Annotated in this window: 14 protein-coding genes; 10 read left to right on the plus strand and 4 right to left on the minus strand. The window is 70.8% G+C overall.

Going from position 1 to position 15,093, the window contains the following annotated elements:
* The first annotated feature begins 1 nt into the window (after nt 1).
* The 3 genes from ACGH48_RS14305 to ACGH48_RS14315 all read left to right on the plus strand — a co-directional run bounded on the left by ACGH48_RS14305 (nt 2) and on the right by ACGH48_RS14315 (nt 4,064).
* Complete coding sequence (locus tag ACGH48_RS14305) at nt 2-1,477, plus strand: rhamnulokinase family protein (RefSeq protein ID WP_396289056.1); 1,476 nt, start codon at nt 2-4, stop codon at nt 1,475-1,477.
* A gap of 128 nt (nt 1,478-1,605) precedes the next feature.
* On the plus strand, nt 1,606-2,799 hold the full coding sequence (locus ACGH48_RS14310; protein WP_123314099.1) for an alpha-hydroxy acid oxidase: 1,194 nt from the start codon (nt 1,606-1,608) through the stop codon (nt 2,797-2,799).
* Nucleotides 2,800-3,074: 275 nt separating this feature from the next.
* Nucleotides 3,075-4,064, plus strand: a complete 990-nt coding sequence (locus tag ACGH48_RS14315) for a family 16 glycosylhydrolase (RefSeq protein ID WP_396289057.1) — start codon at nt 3,075-3,077, stop codon at nt 4,062-4,064.
* Between the two features lie 99 nt (nt 4,065-4,163).
* Here ACGH48_RS14315 and ACGH48_RS14320 read toward each other — a convergent pair whose 3' ends face one another.
* Together ACGH48_RS14320 and ACGH48_RS14325 are read right to left on the minus strand one after the other, a co-directional pair.
* A complete protein-coding gene (locus ACGH48_RS14320) occupies nt 4,164-4,331 on the minus strand; it encodes a hypothetical protein (protein ID WP_396289058.1) in 168 nt (55 codons plus the stop codon).
* Nucleotides 4,332-4,393: 62 nt separating this feature from the next.
* The gene (locus tag ACGH48_RS14325; protein ID WP_396289059.1) at nt 4,394-4,945 is read right to left on the minus strand and encodes a hypothetical protein; all 552 of its coding nucleotides are present in this window, start codon (nt 4,943-4,945) and stop codon (nt 4,394-4,396) included.
* Nucleotides 4,946-5,151: 206 nt separating this feature from the next.
* Between ACGH48_RS14325 and ACGH48_RS14330 the strand changes: the two genes are divergently transcribed.
* Nucleotides 5,152-5,865 (plus strand): NUDIX hydrolase, encoded by a 714-nt coding sequence (locus ACGH48_RS14330; protein ID WP_396289061.1) that lies wholly within the window; start codon nt 5,152-5,154, stop codon nt 5,863-5,865.
* On the opposite strand, the gene ACGH48_RS14335 is transcribed toward ACGH48_RS14330, so the two are convergent.
* Nucleotides 5,771-7,027 carry an ROK family protein gene (locus ACGH48_RS14335; protein WP_396289062.1) on the minus strand — a complete coding sequence of 419 codons (1,257 nt, stop codon included), beginning with the start codon at nt 7,025-7,027 and terminating at the stop codon, nt 5,771-5,773. The two genes, ACGH48_RS14330 and ACGH48_RS14335, sit on opposite strands and share 95 nt — an antisense overlap.
* A 132-nt stretch (nt 7,028-7,159) precedes the next feature.
* Here ACGH48_RS14335 and ACGH48_RS14340 point away from each other — a divergent pair, with 132 nt between their 5' ends.
* The 6 genes from ACGH48_RS14340 (at nt 7,160) to ACGH48_RS14365 (ending at nt 14,326) form a co-directional block, all read left to right on the plus strand.
* Entirely contained in the window at nt 7,160-8,458 is a 1,299-nt protein-coding gene (locus tag ACGH48_RS14340; protein ID WP_396289063.1) for an ABC transporter substrate-binding protein, read from the plus strand.
* Nucleotides 8,459-8,469: 11 nt separating this feature from the next.
* Nucleotides 8,470-9,417, plus strand: coding sequence for a carbohydrate ABC transporter permease (locus ACGH48_RS14345; RefSeq protein WP_123314010.1), 948 nt, complete (start codon nt 8,470-8,472; stop codon nt 9,415-9,417).
* Nucleotides 9,417-10,322, plus strand: a complete 906-nt coding sequence (locus tag ACGH48_RS14350; RefSeq protein ID WP_123314011.1) for a carbohydrate ABC transporter permease — start codon at nt 9,417-9,419, stop codon at nt 10,320-10,322. Before ACGH48_RS14345 ends, ACGH48_RS14350 begins: the two co-directional genes overlap by 1 nt.
* A 35-nt stretch (nt 10,323-10,357) precedes the next feature.
* Nucleotides 10,358-12,028, plus strand: coding sequence for a glycoside hydrolase family 13 protein (locus ACGH48_RS14355; protein ID WP_396289064.1), 1,671 nt, complete (start codon nt 10,358-10,360; stop codon nt 12,026-12,028).
* Between the two features lie 145 nt (nt 12,029-12,173).
* On the plus strand, nt 12,174-13,109 hold the full coding sequence (locus ACGH48_RS14360; protein WP_396289065.1) for an ABC transporter ATP-binding protein: 936 nt from the start codon (nt 12,174-12,176) through the stop codon (nt 13,107-13,109).
* On the plus strand, nt 13,106-14,326 hold the full coding sequence (locus ACGH48_RS14365; protein WP_123314013.1) for an ABC transporter permease: 1,221 nt from the start codon (nt 13,106-13,108) through the stop codon (nt 14,324-14,326). The genes ACGH48_RS14360 and ACGH48_RS14365 overlap by 4 nt, the downstream gene beginning before the upstream one ends.
* Here ACGH48_RS14365 and ACGH48_RS14370 read toward each other — a convergent pair.
* Nucleotides 14,323-15,033 (minus strand): hypothetical protein, encoded by a 711-nt coding sequence (locus ACGH48_RS14370; protein ID WP_123314014.1) that lies wholly within the window; start codon nt 15,031-15,033, stop codon nt 14,323-14,325. The genes ACGH48_RS14365 and ACGH48_RS14370 overlap by 4 nt on opposite strands.
* Nucleotides 15,034-15,093 lie beyond the last annotated feature (60 nt).

Genomic DNA, 15,093 nt, shown 5'->3' on the forward strand with positions numbered 1-15,093 from the left:
CATGACGAACAGCGGCACCGTCGCCGCCGTCGACCTCGGGGCGACGAGCGGCCGGGTGATCCTCGGCCACGTCGACACCGCCGGCGTCCGGATGGAGCACGTCGCCCGGTTCCCGAACGGTCCCGTCGCCCTGCACGAGCACGATCGCGAGGCCCTGCACTGGGACGTCGTGGAGCTGTACCGGCAGGTGACCGACGGCCTCCGTCAGGCGTTCGCCGCGCACCCCGAGATCGTCAGCATCGGCATCGACTCGTGGGCGGTCGACTACGGACTGCTCCGCGACGGCCGGCTGCTCGGACTGCCCTCCCACTACCGCGACGAGCGGCACGAGGGCGGTGTCGAGGCCGTGCACGAGCGGCTGGACGCAGCGGAGCTGTACGCCCGGAGCGGTCTGCAGCACCTGCCCTTCAACACGGTGTTCCAGTTCGCCGCCGACCCGTCCCTGCAGCTCGCGCAGCGCGCGCTGCTCATCCCCGACCTGCTCGGCTACTGGCTCACCGGTGTCGAGGCGGCCGAGCGCACCAACGCGTCGACGACCGGGGCACTGAACGCGACCACCCGCGGGTGGGATCCGGCGCTGCGGGCTGCTGCGGGCCTCCCGGCCGGCCTCCTGCCCACCCTGCGCGACCCGGGCGACCGACTCGGGCACCTGCTGCCCGCCGTCGCCGACCTGGTCGGCGGCACCGCGCCCGTCACGCTCGTCGGCTCGCACGACACCGCGTCGGCCGTCGTCGCGGTCCCCGCGACCGAACCGGACTTCGCGTACATCTCGTCGGGCACCTGGTCACTCGTCGGCGTCGAGCTCGACGCACCCGTCCTGTCGGACGCGGCGCGCGACGCGAACTGCACCAACGAGGGCGGGGTCGACGGCCGCGTCCGCTTCCTCAAGAACGTGTCCGGACTGTGGTTGCTGTCCGAGAGCGTCCGCACCTGGGAGCGTGGTGGCGCTTCGCTCGACCTGGAGGCCCTGCTCGCCTCCGCCGCGGCCGTCACCGCCCCGGTCCCCGTCTTCGACCCCGCGGACGAGTCGTTCACGGCCCCTGGCGACATGCCCGCGCGCATCGCCGCGTGGTGCGGCGCACACGGGCTGAGCGCGCCCGCGTCGCGGGCCGAGTTCGTGCGGTCGATCCTCGAGTCGCTGGCCACCGCGTACGCGGACACCCTCACGACGATCGGTGCCATCACGGGCAAAGACGTCCGACAGGTGCACATCGTCGGTGGCGGATCGCAGAACCGGCTGCTCTGCCAGCTGACGGCCGACCGCACCGGGTTGCCCGTCCTGGCCGGGCCCGTCGAGGCGACGGCGCTCGGCAACATCCTCGTGCAGGCGCGGGCCGCCGGACTCGGTGGCCTGGGTGGAGCGTCGCTCGAGGCCCTGCGCGCGACGATCGCCCGCACCGTCGAGCCCGTCCGGTACACCCCTCGGGCCGATCACACCTCCCCACAATCCACTCCGAGACGTAGGATGTCTGTATGACCTCGATCGACGACCAGCACCGAGTCGACCCCGCGACCGGGGCTCCGGCAGCGACCCCCGGGGCACCGTCGACCCGGCGGACACCGATCAAGCGGCAGCTGCCGACGGTGCGGGACCTCGCACCGCTCATGCAGTTCAAGAAGCCCTCGCTGCCGGGTCGGCGACAGCGGCTCGAGTCGGCGCTGACGATCTGGGACCTGCGCGACATCGCCGCCCGACGCACGCCGAAGGCCGCGTTCGACTACACCGAGGGCGCCGCCGAGGCCGAGATCTCGCTCGCCCGCGCCCGCCAGGCGTTCGAGGACATCGAGTTCACGCCCGCGATCCTGCGCGACGTCTCGTCCGTGGACACCTCGCGCTCGGTGTTGGGTGCGCCGGTCGCGTATCCGTTCGGCATCGCCCCCACCGGGTTCACGCGCATGATGCAGACCGAGGGCGAGCGTGCCGGCGCCCGGGCAGCCGGACGCGCGGGCATCCCGTTCTCGCTCTCCACCATGGGCACCACCGCCATCGAGGACGTCCGCGACGCCAACCCGCACGGTCGCAACTGGTTCCAGCTGTACATGTGGAAGGACCGCGAGAAGTCGATGGCGCTGGTCTCCCGCGCCGAGAAGGCCGGGTTCGACACGTTGCTCGTCACCGTGGACGTGCCCGTCGCCGGCGCGCGCCTGCGGGACAAGCGGAACGGGTTCTCGATCCCGCCGCAGCTGAGCGCCCGGACCGTGCTGAACGCCATCCCGCGACCGTGGTGGTGGTTCGACTTCCTGACCACCGAGCCGCTGGCCTTCGCGTCGCTCGACCGGTGGTCCGGCACCGTCGGGGAGCTCCTCGACCACATGTTCGACCCCACCGTCACCTACGAGGACCTCGCCTGGATCCGCGACCAGTGGAAGGGCAAGGTCGTCGTCAAGGGCGTGCAGTCCCTGGCGGACGCGAAGCGCTTGGCCGAGATGGGCGTCGACGGGATCACGCTGTCGAACCACGGCGGACGCCAGCTCGACCGGGCACCCGTGCCGTTCCACCTGCTGCCCTCCGTGGTCAAGGAGGTCGGCATGGACACCGAGGTGCACCTCGACACCGGCATCATGTCCGGCGCGGACATCGTCGCCGCCGTGGCGCTCGGTGCGAAGTTCACCATGGTCGGCCGGGCGTACCTGTACGGGCTGATGGCGGGCGGCGAGGCCGGCGTCGACCGGATGATCCAGATCCTGTCGGAGCAGATCGAGCGCACGATGCGGCTGCTCGGGGTCACGTCGCTCGACGAGCTCGAGCCCGGGCACGTGACGCAGCTGCAGCGGCTGCAGCCGGTACCGCGCGGCTGAGGCTGCGGGCTGCGGGCTGCCCGCCGTTCACCGCGCGTTCGACTGCCGATTCGGGCGATTACCCCCGAACGGGGCACAAATGATGCAAGATGTCCGTGGACGCGTCACCGAACCCCTCGGCATCCTGCCCCCTGGCGCGCCGTCCCCTCCCCGCATCCTGCGCCCGAGCACCACGAGGAGCCCGACATCTCGACCCGAAGCACGTGCACGCCCATGCGCGGCACGACCCCCGCGACCACCACGCCCATCACCTCCACCACCGAACGGCACACCCGATGAGCCGCCGTCGCGCGATCCTGGCGGCCGCGACCGCCGGTTGCCTGGCACTCGGAGTCCCCACCGCCTCCGCTGCCTCCGCCGACAGCTGGTGGGGCTGGGGCGGACACCGCCACGGGCACCACGCCCCGGTGACCCCGACCCCCACCCCCTCGGACACCGCGACCCCGGCCCCGTCGGACGACGAAGAGTCGGACACGACGCCGACGGAGACGCCCGCGCCGAACGCCGAGGCCGCGCCGATCGAGGACACCACCCCGACCGCAGAACCCGAGGCAGCAGTTCCGTCGAACGAGCCTTCGTCCGACGGAGAGGCCGAGGGCTCGGCTGAACCGCAGGACGAGGTCGCCGAGACTCCTGACGCAGCCGCTGCGCCGGTCGCCTCGTTCGTCGAGGACTTCACCACCGACGCCGTGACCGGCCTCGTCTCGCGGCTCTACCCGCAGTCGTGGCAGCCCTACCCCGACGGCACCTCCGGCATCTACGCACCGAGCAAGACCGTCTCGGTGCACGACGGCGTGATGGACGTCGCCCTCGGCACCGGTGCCGGGGCAGCCGGCACCTTCGGGTCCTCGGCCGGAGCCTGGGACCACGTCGGCGGCTCGTTCTCCGTCCGCGCCAAGGCCACCGGTGGCGACGGCAACGGCGCGGCCTTCATGCTGTGGCCGACGTCGGGCACCTGGTCCGACGGCGAGATCGACTTCCCCGAGGGCAACTTCGAGGACAGCCCCTCGGCCTTCCACCACTCGATGACCCCGGGCAAGGAAGCCGACCGCGTCCAGATCGGCACCGGCGTCTCGTGGCGCGACTGGCACACCTACACGGTGGACTGGGTGCCCGGCGAGTCGGTCACCTACAGCGTCGACGGCAAGGTCCTCGACACCGTCACCCACGACGTGCCGACGACCCCGCACCGCTTCATGTTCCAGGTCGGCAACTGGGGCGACCAGGGCAACCTGCTCATCGACTGGGTGTCCACCACGGAGTGAGCGCTCGGCCCACCCAGTGAGCAGAAGACGTCGGGTTCCCACCAGGGACCCGACGTCTTCTGCTCACCGGGCGGCTGAGCTGCGGGACGATGGACGTCGTCAGCGCCGGCCGCGGCTGAGCTGCACGACACCGATGACGATCGCGACGGCTCCGGCAGGGAATCCGACGACCATGAGCGTCGCCCCTCGACCGGCCGAGCCCGCATCCTCCGTGCTCGAGGACACCCCGAACACGACGAGCGTGATCGCGATGATGACGAGGCCCACGCCGATCATCCGGCTGCCGGAACCGCCACCATCGCGCCGCGGGCCGGCTCCTCGCTCGCCGCTCACCGCGGGTCGAACTGCGGAGCGCTCGGCTCGGGAACGGTCCAGGTTCCGCGCAGGGTGGTGAGCAGCTGCTCGATGTTCCGCAGCGCCCGGCGGGTCTCCCAGACGGAGTACGCACACATCCCCACGAACAGCACCAGGATCGCCCACCAGAACGGACTGACCGTCAGGGCTGCCCAGACCGAGAAGGCTGCGAAGACGACGACCATGATCGGCACGATGACCCGGTTGTTCCGGTACCGATTGCGGGTGGACTCGAGCTCGCGGGTCCACACGACGTGGTCGACGTCGTCCGGCAGCTCGCCGGTGCGGACGGCGCGTTGGATGGCGGCCGCGGTCTCCGTCCCGCCAGCTCGACGCCGGCGGTAGGCGATGAGGAAGCCGAAGAAGATCGTCATGAGGACCGCGTAGAAGAGCGACGCGATCGCGCGAGCAGCCAGTTCGCCGCCGTCGGGGTTCGAGGCGAAGCCGATGACGAAGTAGAGCCCACCCACGAGCACGAACACGATGGGCAGCAGGGCCGGCAGCGGGAGTCGTCGGAAGCGGTCCACGGTGTGTCCTCCACGATTGTTCAAGTGGTTCTCGGTTCCTCCACCATGCCGACGGCGTCCGGGAGCCGACTGAACGTCCCGGACTGCGCTGGGTGGCGCCGATCAGGGCCTCTCCGGCAACTTCGTGAGCAGAAATGGTCGAGTGTCGATTCGGGACTCGACCATTTCTGCTCACGAAGCAGGGGCACGCCTAGGGTGGGCGGGTGATGGACGATGGGCGCGCACGGGCGGCACTGGCGAGGGTCGCGGCGACCGGATGGGGCGACGCCGAGCCTCCCGTCGAACCCGGCGGCACGACCACCCCGCGGCACGCTGCCGTCCTGATGCTCTTCGGCGCACTCGACCGCACCCCCAGCGACCGCCCCGCCGTCGCCGCCGACGTGCCCCGCGACCTCGACGTCCTGTTGCTCGCTCGCGCCACGACCCTGCGCGCACACCCGGGCGAGGTCGCGTTCCCCGGCGGGCGGATCGATCCGGGCGACGCCGACGCGGTCGCCGCCGCCCTCCGTGAAGCGCGCGAGGAGACCGGGCTCGACCCGACGGGCGTCGAGGTCCTCGGCACGCTGCCCGCGGTGCCGCTGGCGTTCTCGAACCACCTGGTCCGCCCGGTGCTGGGCTGGTGGCGCGAGCCGTCCCCGATCCGGGTCGTCGACGAGCGCGAGTCGGCCGCGGTCTTCCGGGTGCCCGTGGCGGACCTGCTCGACCCGGCGAACCGCGGGGTCACGGTGATCCGACGCGGTGGTCAGCAGTGGCGCGGGCCGGGCTTCACGGTCGATGCGGAGGACAGCGAGCACCCCGACGACGACGGTCACCTGGTGTGGGGGTTCACCGCGATGCTGCTGGATGCGCTGTTCGACCGGCTCGGGTGGACCGAGGACTGGGACCGGACGCGGGAGCTTCCCCTCGACCGTCGGCACTGACGACAGCAGGGTCGACCAGCGGGAACGACAGCGGATCAGCACGGACGGCGTCCACCGCGTGGGCGACGGCCCCGATGACGACGACGTCGCCACCGAGCGTGGAGGCCACCAGGTCGGGCACGGGGTCGAAGTGCCACCCGTCGAGCAGCGCACGCGCCCGGTCGATGACGGCGACCGCAGGCTGGGCGATCGCACCGGCGACCACCACGCGGTCGATGTCGAGCAGGCTCGCGAGCAGGACGCAGACACGGGCCAGCCGGTCGCCGAGGCGGTCGACGATCGCCAGCGCCACGGTGTCGCCGTCCTGCGCCGCTCGGAACACGGCGGAGGCGCCGTCGTCCAGGGCGAGCAGGCTGCCCGGCCGCACGTCGCCCGCCGCGACGGCCTCGGCGACCAGCGTCCGCGCCGTGGCGCCGATGCCGTCCGACGACCCGACCCCCTGGACGATGTCGAGCACGCGCATCTCCCCCGCGCCGCCGTGGGCACCCCGGAGCAGCACACCGTCGACCACGAGGCCGCTGCCGAACCGCTCGCCGGAGAGCAGTGCGGCGAACGACGCATCCCCCGACGACGGCCGCTCGGCGAGCGCGGCGAGGTTCGCGTCGTTCTCGACGACGACGCGGCCGTGCGGGACGGCGTCGGCGAAGCCCGGGTTCATCCGGTCCCAGAAGCCGCCGTCATCCGGCGATGCGCCGCCGGCGTCGACCGGCGCGGGGATGCCGACGACGGTGACCAGGATGCGGGAGCGGTCGACACCGGCGGCGGCGAGCGCGTCGTCCACGGTGTCGGCGAGGACCGCGAGCCGGACGGGGACCTCGAGCCCCGATTCACCGAGCGCCCCCTCGGCGCGACCGAGCACGGTGCCGCGCAGGTCGGCGACGAAGGCGGTGATCCGGTGTTGCCCGGCGTCCACGCCGACGACGACCCCGGCGGCGGTGTCGAGTTCGTAGCGGCGGGCGGGCCGCCCGATCCGGTACTCCCCGGCGGCACGGGCGTCGTCGAGCTCGTGGAGCCAGCCGAGCCGGACGAGTTCCTCGCACGCGGCCAGGACGGTCGAGCGGGTCAGACCGGTGGCGTCGATGGCCTCGGTCGCGGTGAAGGCGCCGGCGTCGAAGGCGTGCGCGAGCAGTGTCTCGGCGCTCGTTCGGCGGGGTGGCGGCATGCCGTGACCTTATCGCGCCACGAGTTCCTTGCGTAATTAGATTTTGTCGCTAGATTTAGTCTCGCGGTCGACATCGGAGCCGATCGCAGGACGGAACGGCAGGGCTGCCGGGTCCGGACGGACGGAGACGACGTGCAACCACACGCCACGACCAGGACGGCAGCATCGGTGAGCCGACGCTCGTTCCTGCTCGGAGCCGGCGGCATCGCCAGCGGGCTCGCGCTCGCGGGGTGCGCCCCGATCGGGTCCTCGAGCGCCAAGCCGGAGACCATCACGTTCTACGTGTCGAAGCCCGAGGTCATCGGCTACTTCGACGGCGTCATCGCGCAGTTCCACGACAGCCAGTCGAAGGTGCGGGTCGTCCGCGACTCGACCTCGAGCATGTCCGCGAACTTCGTCCGGAACCGTCCGCCGGACCTCGGGTGCTGGAACTACAACTTCTCGGTCGTGCCGTTCGTCGAGCACGGGGCACTGACGGACCTGTCCGACCTGCCCCAGACCGACACGATCAACCCCGACCTGTGGCCGCTCATGGAGCAGACCGCCGACTACCCGGGGCGCAAGAGCGCCCTGCCGTACTCCGTGACCGCCGCCTCGGTGATCTACAACAAGGCGCTGTTCGCCGAGCAGGGGCTCGAGGTCCCGACGACCTGGAGCGAGTTCGCCGACCTCTGCGAGCGCCTGACGAAGGCCGGGATCGCCCCGATCTACGGCACGTTCAAGGACAACTGGACGATCGCGCAGGGCATGTTCGACTACACGATCGGCGGCGCGATCGACACCCCGAAGACGTTCGACGCGCTGCGACGCGAGGGCACGAAGGTCGGCAAGGACTCGTCGGTGTCGTTCGAGAAGGACCTCCGGACGCCGATGGAACGCATGGTCCAGCTGCGCGAGTGGCACCAGGACGGCGCGGCCAGCCGCGGGTACGGCGACGGCAACCTCGCCTTCGCGCAGGGCAAGGCCGCGATGTACCTGCAGGGACCGTGGGCCCTGGGCGAGATCGCGAAGACGAACGAGGACATGGACCTCGGCACCTTCCCGCTGCCCGTCACCGACGACGCCGCGGACAACAAGGTGCGGGTGAACGTGGACCTGGCGCTCTGGATCCCGGAGGCGTCGCGCAAGCAGGAGGCGGCTCGCGAGTTCCTGTCGTTCCTGATGCAGTCGAAGGTCAACGACAAGTACAACGCCGACAACAACGGCTTCGGTGTCCGCAAGGACGCTCCTCCGGCGTCGAACCCGGCGCTGACCGGCATGCAGTCGTACTACGACGACGCCGCCTTCTACCTCGGTGCGTCGCAGCTCATCCCCGCCGAGATCCCGGTCGCGAACTACGCGCAGTCGATCGCCTTCGGCGGCGACCCGCAGCGCCAGCTCCGCACCCTCGACGCCGACTGGGCGCGCCTCGCGCTCCGCACGGCCGCGTAAGGAGACGTCCCATGGCAACCACGACCACCGAAGCCATCACGACGGCGGACCGCCGCCGACGGGGCGGAGCCGCACCGGGCCTCCAGTCCGTCACCCACAAGCGGAAGCGGATCGAACCGCTCTTCCTCGCCTTCCTGCTCCCCACCCTGCTGCTCTTCACGCTCGCCATCACGCTGCCGGCCGTGATGGGCATCGTGCTGAGCTTCACGAACTCGGTCGGGTTCGGTGAGTTCCGCTTCATCGGGCTCACGAACTACGTCGCGGTGTTCTCCGACCCCGCGATCCTGCAGGCGTACCTGTTCACCCTCGGGTTCTCGCTCGTCACCGTGATCGTCGTCAACGCGGTCGCGTTCCTGCTCGCCATCGCCCTGACCTCGAAGATCCGCGGCAAGATCGCCCTCCGCGCGGTGTTCGTGCTGCCGATGGTGATCTCCGGCATCGTCATCGCGTACGTGTTCTCGTTCCTGTTCGCGAACAGCCTGCCGGCGTTCGCCACCGCGATCGGGTTCGGGCCGCTCGAGCAGAGCATCCTGGCGAACCCCGACCTGGCGTGGGTCGCGATCGTGATCGTCACCGCGTGGCAGGCGATCCCGTCGACCCTCCTCATCTACATCGCCGGGGTGCTGTCCATCCCCGGCGAGGTCTACGAGGCCGCTGCCCTCGACGGCGCGAGTGCCTGGCGCCAGCTGATCTCGATCACCGCGCCGCTGACGGCCGGCTACATCCTGATCAACCTGGTGATCGGGTTCAAGAACTTCCTGAACTCGTACGACATCATCGTCGGCCTGACCGACGGCGGCCCCGGCACCTCGACCACGAGCGTCGCGATGTCGATCTTCAAGGGCTTCAACGGCGGCGACTACGCCTACCAGATGGCCAACGCCACGATCTTCTTCATCATCGCGGTCGTCATCGCCGTGATCCAGCTGCGGGCGACCCGCGGGAAGGCAGCGCTCTGATGACCATCCAGACACCCCTCCGTCCGGGAACGACGAAGACGGGCAGCATCCGATCGGTCGACGCCGACCGGACCGCGGGCCGCCGCGGCGGCACCGCCAACTGGCCCGTCACCGTCGTCCTCGTGCTCTGCGCGCTGTCGATCCTGGTGCCGCTCTACGTCACCCTGACGATGGCGTTCAAAACGACGAGCCAGGCGGTGGACGGCAACGCGTTCTCGCTGCCCGCGCCCTTCAGCGTCGACGGCTTCGTGCAGGCGTGGGAGCTCACCGACTTCCCGCGGGCGTTCGGCGTCTCGGTGCTCGTCGCCGCGATCACCGTCGTCGGCACGATCCTGCTCGCCTCGTTCACGGCGTTCGCGATCGCCAGGAACTGGGACCGTCGGCTGTTCCGCTGGTCGTTCTTCTACCTGCTCGCCGCCATGTTCCTGCCGTTCCCGGTGCTGGCACTGTCGCAGGTGAAGCTCACCGGCCTCGCGCACCTGGACAACCCGTTCGGCGTCGCGCTGCTGCACGTCATGTTCCAGCTGTCGTTCAGCGTGCTGCTCTTCACCGCGTTCCTACGGTCGATCCCGGCCGAGCTCGAGGAGAGCGCCCGCATCGACGGCGCGAGCACGGGCCAGGTGTTCTGGCGGCTCGTGTTCCCGCTGCTGGCACCGATGAGCGCCACCGTCGGCATCTTCGCGTTCCTGGCGTCGTGGAACGACTTCGTGATGCCGTCGCTGATCACCTCGGACCCGGCGCTGCAGACCCTGCCGGTGCTGCAGCAGATGTTCCAGACGCAGTTCAGCAACAACTACAACGTGTCGTTCGCCTCGTACCTGATGGCGATGGCGCCGGCGATCATCGTCTACCTCGTCACCCAGCGATGGGTGATGGCCGGTGTGACCCAGGGCGCCATCAAGTGAGCGACACAACGACCTCGACCGAAGGAAGAACCCAGATGACCGACGTGCTCGACCCCGCAGTCAGCGCCAGCCCGACCTCGACCGACGAGACCTGGTGGCGCCAGGCCAGCGTCTACCAGATCTACCCGCGCTCCTTCGCGGACGCGAACGGCGACGGCATCGGCGACCTGCCCGGCATCACCGAGCGCGTGCCGTACCTGGCGTCGCTCGGTGTCGAGGCCGTCTGGCTCAGCCCCTTCTACCCGTCCGCGCTGGCCGACGGCGGCTACGACGTCGACGACTACCGCGACGTCGACCCGAAGCTCGGCACGCTCGACGACTTCGACCGGATGGTCGAGGCACTGCACGCCGCCGGCATCCGGGTGATCGTCGACGTGGTCCCGAACCACACGAGCGACCGGCACGAGTGGTTCCGCGAGGCGCTCGCCGCGCCGAAGGGCTCCCCTGCCCGTGACCGGTACGTGTTCCGCGACGGCACCGGGCCCTCCGGCGAACAGGCTCCGGCCGACTGGATCTCGATCTTCGGCGGCCCGGCCTGGACGGCGGTCGGCGACGGCCAGTGGTACCTGCACTCCTTCGCCAAGGAGCAGCCCGACCTGAACTGGGCAAACCGCGAGGTCCGCGACGACTTCCTGCGCACCCTGCGGTTCTGGTCGGACCGCGGCGTCGACGGTTTCCGCATCGACGTCGCCCACGGGCTCGCGAAGGACCTGCCCACCGGCGCCCTGCCGACCTGGGCGGAGCTCGCCGAGATCCCGAAGGACGGCTCGCACCCGCTGTGGGACCGCGACGACGTGCACGAGATCTACGCCGAGTGGCGGACGGTGTTCAACGAGTACACCCCCGCCCGGACCGCGGTCGCCGAGGCCTGGGTCGCCGCCGACCGCCGCGCTCGGTACGCGAGCGCCGACGGTCTGGGGCAGGCGTTCAACTTCGACCTGCTCGAGGCCGACTTCGACGCCGGCCAGTTCCGCACGATCATCGAGTTCAACCTCGGTCTGGCCGAGCAGTCCGGCTCCTCGACCACCTGGGTCTTCTCGAACCACGACGTCGTCCGCCACGCCACCCGGTACGCGCTGCCGGCGCGGAACGGCTCCCCCGACAAGCAGGGTGGCGCGTGGCTGCTGGCCGGCGGTTCGCAGGACGACCTCGACCGCTCGCTGGGGCTGCGCCGAGCGCAGGCCGCAACCCTGCTCGAGCTCGCGCTGCCCGGCTCCGCCTACCTGTACCAGGGCGAGGAACTCGGCCTGCACGAGGTCGGCGACATCCCCGACGCCGACCGCCAGGACCCCGCGTTCTTCCGGAACCCGGGCGTCGACGTCGGCCGTGACGGCTGCCGTGTGCCGCTCCCGTGGACTCGGTCCGGCCCGTCGTTCGGCTTCGGCACCGGCACCGCGCACCTGCCCCAGCCGGCGTGGTTCGCGGACGCGAGCGTCGAGGCCGAGGACACCGATCCCGGCTCGACCCTGAACCTGTACCGGAAGGCCCTCGGACTGCGCGGCCAGCTGCAGTCCGAGGAACACCTGGAGTGGCTCGAGACCGGCCGCGACGACGTGCTCGCCTTCCGACGCCCGAACGGCTGGACGAGCGTGACGGTGTTCGGTGACGAGCCCTACGAACTCCCCGCCGGCGAGCTGCTGCTCGCCTCGGCGCCGGTGGCAGACGGCGCCCTGACGGGCGTGGGGACGGCCTGGTTGCGTTCCTGACGCAGGGTGCGCATCGTGGACGCGACCAGATGACGGACGGGAGGCCCGTGGCGGGTTCGCCACGGGCCTCCCGTCCGTCGTGCGGTCACCGTCTCGGGCCGCGACCGGCAGCCGGGACGTCAGCCGGTCCCGGTAGGGTCGCCGCATGAGCGGGGCGACCATCAGCGTGCAGGACTTCGTCATGCGGTTCGGGGACCGGAACGTGGTCGACGGACTGTCGTTCGACGTCGCCGCGGGTGAGACGTTCGGCCTGCTCGGCAGCAACGGCTCCGGCAAGACCACGACGATCCGCGCCCTGCTCGGCATCACCACCCCGACCGCCGGCACCCTGACCATCGACGGCCAGCCGTACCGGCCCGCCACCGGCGGCATCGGGTACCTGCCCGAGGAACGCGGGCTCTACCGCAAGGAATCCGTCATCGACGTGATGTCCTACTTCGGACGGCTCCGCGGGCTGCGCGGCCCCGAGGCCACCGCCTGGAGCATGGACTACCTGGCCCGCGTGGGCCTGGCCGACCGCGCCAAGCTCCGCGTCGACAAGCTCTCCGGCGGGCAGCAGCAGAAGGTGCAGCTCGGCATCACGATCATGGACCGGCCGCGGCTGCTCATCCTCGACGAACCCACGAAGGGCCTCGACCCCGTCAACCGTCGACTGCTGCTCGACCTGGTCGACGAGCGCAAGGCCGACGGCGCGACCGTCATCCTCGTGACCCACCACATGGACGAGGTCGAGCGGCTCTGCGACCGGATCCTGCTGCTCAAGGACGGCACGGCCGCGGCCTACGGGTCCATCCCCGACGTGCAGGACGCCTTCGGCGGCGCCGTCGCCCGGGTCGGCCTCGACGGACCGGTCCCCCGCTCGCCGCTGTACAAGCTCGCGCGGCACGAGGGGCACGTCGCCTACCTCGTGCCGACGTCCGCCGCCGCGCCGGACGGCGCCGACATCCTCGCCGCGCTGGTGGCGGACGGTGTCCGCGTCACCGCGTTCGAGATGCGCCGGATCCCACTCGACGAGATCTTCGTGCAGGTCTACGGCCACGACGCGCTCGCCACGGCCTCAGTGGACGGGGCCGCCGCATGAGCCGCCTCGGCACCGTCGTCCGGTTCGAGTTCGTGCGCGCGGTCAAGAAGCCCGCGTTCTGGATCGGCACGCTCGCGCTACCGGTCGTCATCGTCGTCGTGTCCCTGCTCGTCGGCATCGGCCAGGCGGCCGGCACCGACTCGGTGGTCTCCGGCTCCTCGGCCACGAAGACGCCGTTCCGCTACCTCGACCACTCCGGGCTGGTGTCCGAGTCCGTGGCCGCGAAGTGGGGCGGATCGCCGTCCACCGACGCCGGTGCCGACCGCGCCGCCGTGCGCTCCGGCACCCTCGACGCGTTCATCGAGTTCCCCGCGTCGCCGTCGACCACCGCGATCCAGGTCGACGCCGCCGACCGTGGCTTGTTCGCGAACGGCGGCTACTCGTCGCTCGCCGAACGGGTGCTCGAACAGAGTGTCGCCGCGACCGTCGACGATCCCGAGACCGTCGAACTGCTGCGCTCCCCACCGGCCACCGACGTCACGACGTACGCCGACGGGCGGGTCGCGCCGGGTTGGCTGTCGATCGTTCCGCCGTTCCTGTACGTCGCCGCCTTCTTCGGGCTCGTCATCCTGCTCGCCGCACGCATGGTGACCGTCGTGGTCGAGGAGAAGGAGAACCGCATCTCCGAGATGATCCTGACCGCCGTCACCGCCGGCGACCTGATCCGCGGCAAGGTGATCGCGATGCTGCTCGTCGGGTTCGTGCAGGTCGGGGTGTTCGTCATCCCCGGGCTGGTGGGGATGCTCGCCGTCCTGCCGCTCGTCGCCTCGCAGCTGGGCGGCCTGACGATCGACCCGTGGCGGATGCTCGTCGGTGCCCTGCTGCTCGTCGGCGGCGTCCTGCTGGCGTCCGGGTTGTTCGTCGCCGTCGGTGCCGCGGTGCCGTCGATCAAGGACGCCTCGGCGCTGCAGTCGGCGGCGATCTTCGCCCTGATCATCCCGCTCTACGCGGCGTTCTTCGTGATGACCACCCCGTCGTCGCCCGTCGCCGCGTTCTTCACGTACTTCCCGACGTTCACGCCCATCACCGCCATGGTGCGGAACGCCGTCGGCTCACTGAGCGTCACCGAGTCGGTGGTCTGCATCGTCGAGGTGTTCGTCGCTGCCGGGCTGCTGCTGTGGTTCGCCGAGTACCTGTTCCGGCACTCGGTCGCGCAGTACGGGTCGAAGGTGACGCTGCGGCAGATCGTGTCGTGGCGGCGGTCGGTCTCCCGCTAGGGACGACTCTGGGGTTCCCGCTCGGGTTCGCGTGCGGTCTGCTGTTGTTCTGCCGGTCGCTGGCGCTGTGGCGTCTCGCGCTCGGGGACGTCGGCGTCGAGGTCCCACGACGTCAGCTCGTGCTGCTTCCAGCCCTGTCGGAGCGTCCGGACCGAGCGGTCGAACTCCACCATGACGTCGATGTGCGGCCGGACGAGCATCTGGATCTGCAGCCCCTCGTACACCGCGAGCAGCTGTGTGGCCGCCTGGTACGCCGGGATCGCCGATTCCTCGGCGCCGCTGTCGAAGTCGCGTTGCAGACCGTTGCTGAGCTGCTCGACGTACTCGTCGAAGCGCTTGCGGAACAGCTCGGCGAACCCGGACTCCGAGCTCGCGACCGTGATCACGCCCGCCAGGACCCGGACGAGCCCCGGATCGGCGACGTCCTCGGCCAGGGTCAACCGGACGTGGTCGATCGTGCACGCCGGCGGGGTCTTCCGACGGGTGCCCCGCAGCTGCGTCCACCGGTCGTACGTCACCAGCAGCAACGCCTCCCACGCGGGGAACAGGCGCTCCACGGTCTCGAGCGGGATGCCCGCGACCTCGGCCACGACCGAGGCGTCGACCGCATCGAAGGAGTGCAGTCGGTAGGCGCGGATCGCTCCGCGGACGGTGCGCTCGGCGAGGGACTCATCATCCTCGACGCGTTCGCCGTGCAGGGGTTCCATCGGACCATCCCATCGTGTGCGGTACCCCATTGTCTCGTCCCAGACCGGGGGCCGTCACAT

It is taken from the genome of Curtobacterium pomorum (genome assembly GCF_044497295.1).
In the GTDB taxonomy this organism is placed as follows: domain Bacteria; phylum Actinomycetota; class Actinomycetes; order Actinomycetales; family Microbacteriaceae; genus Curtobacterium.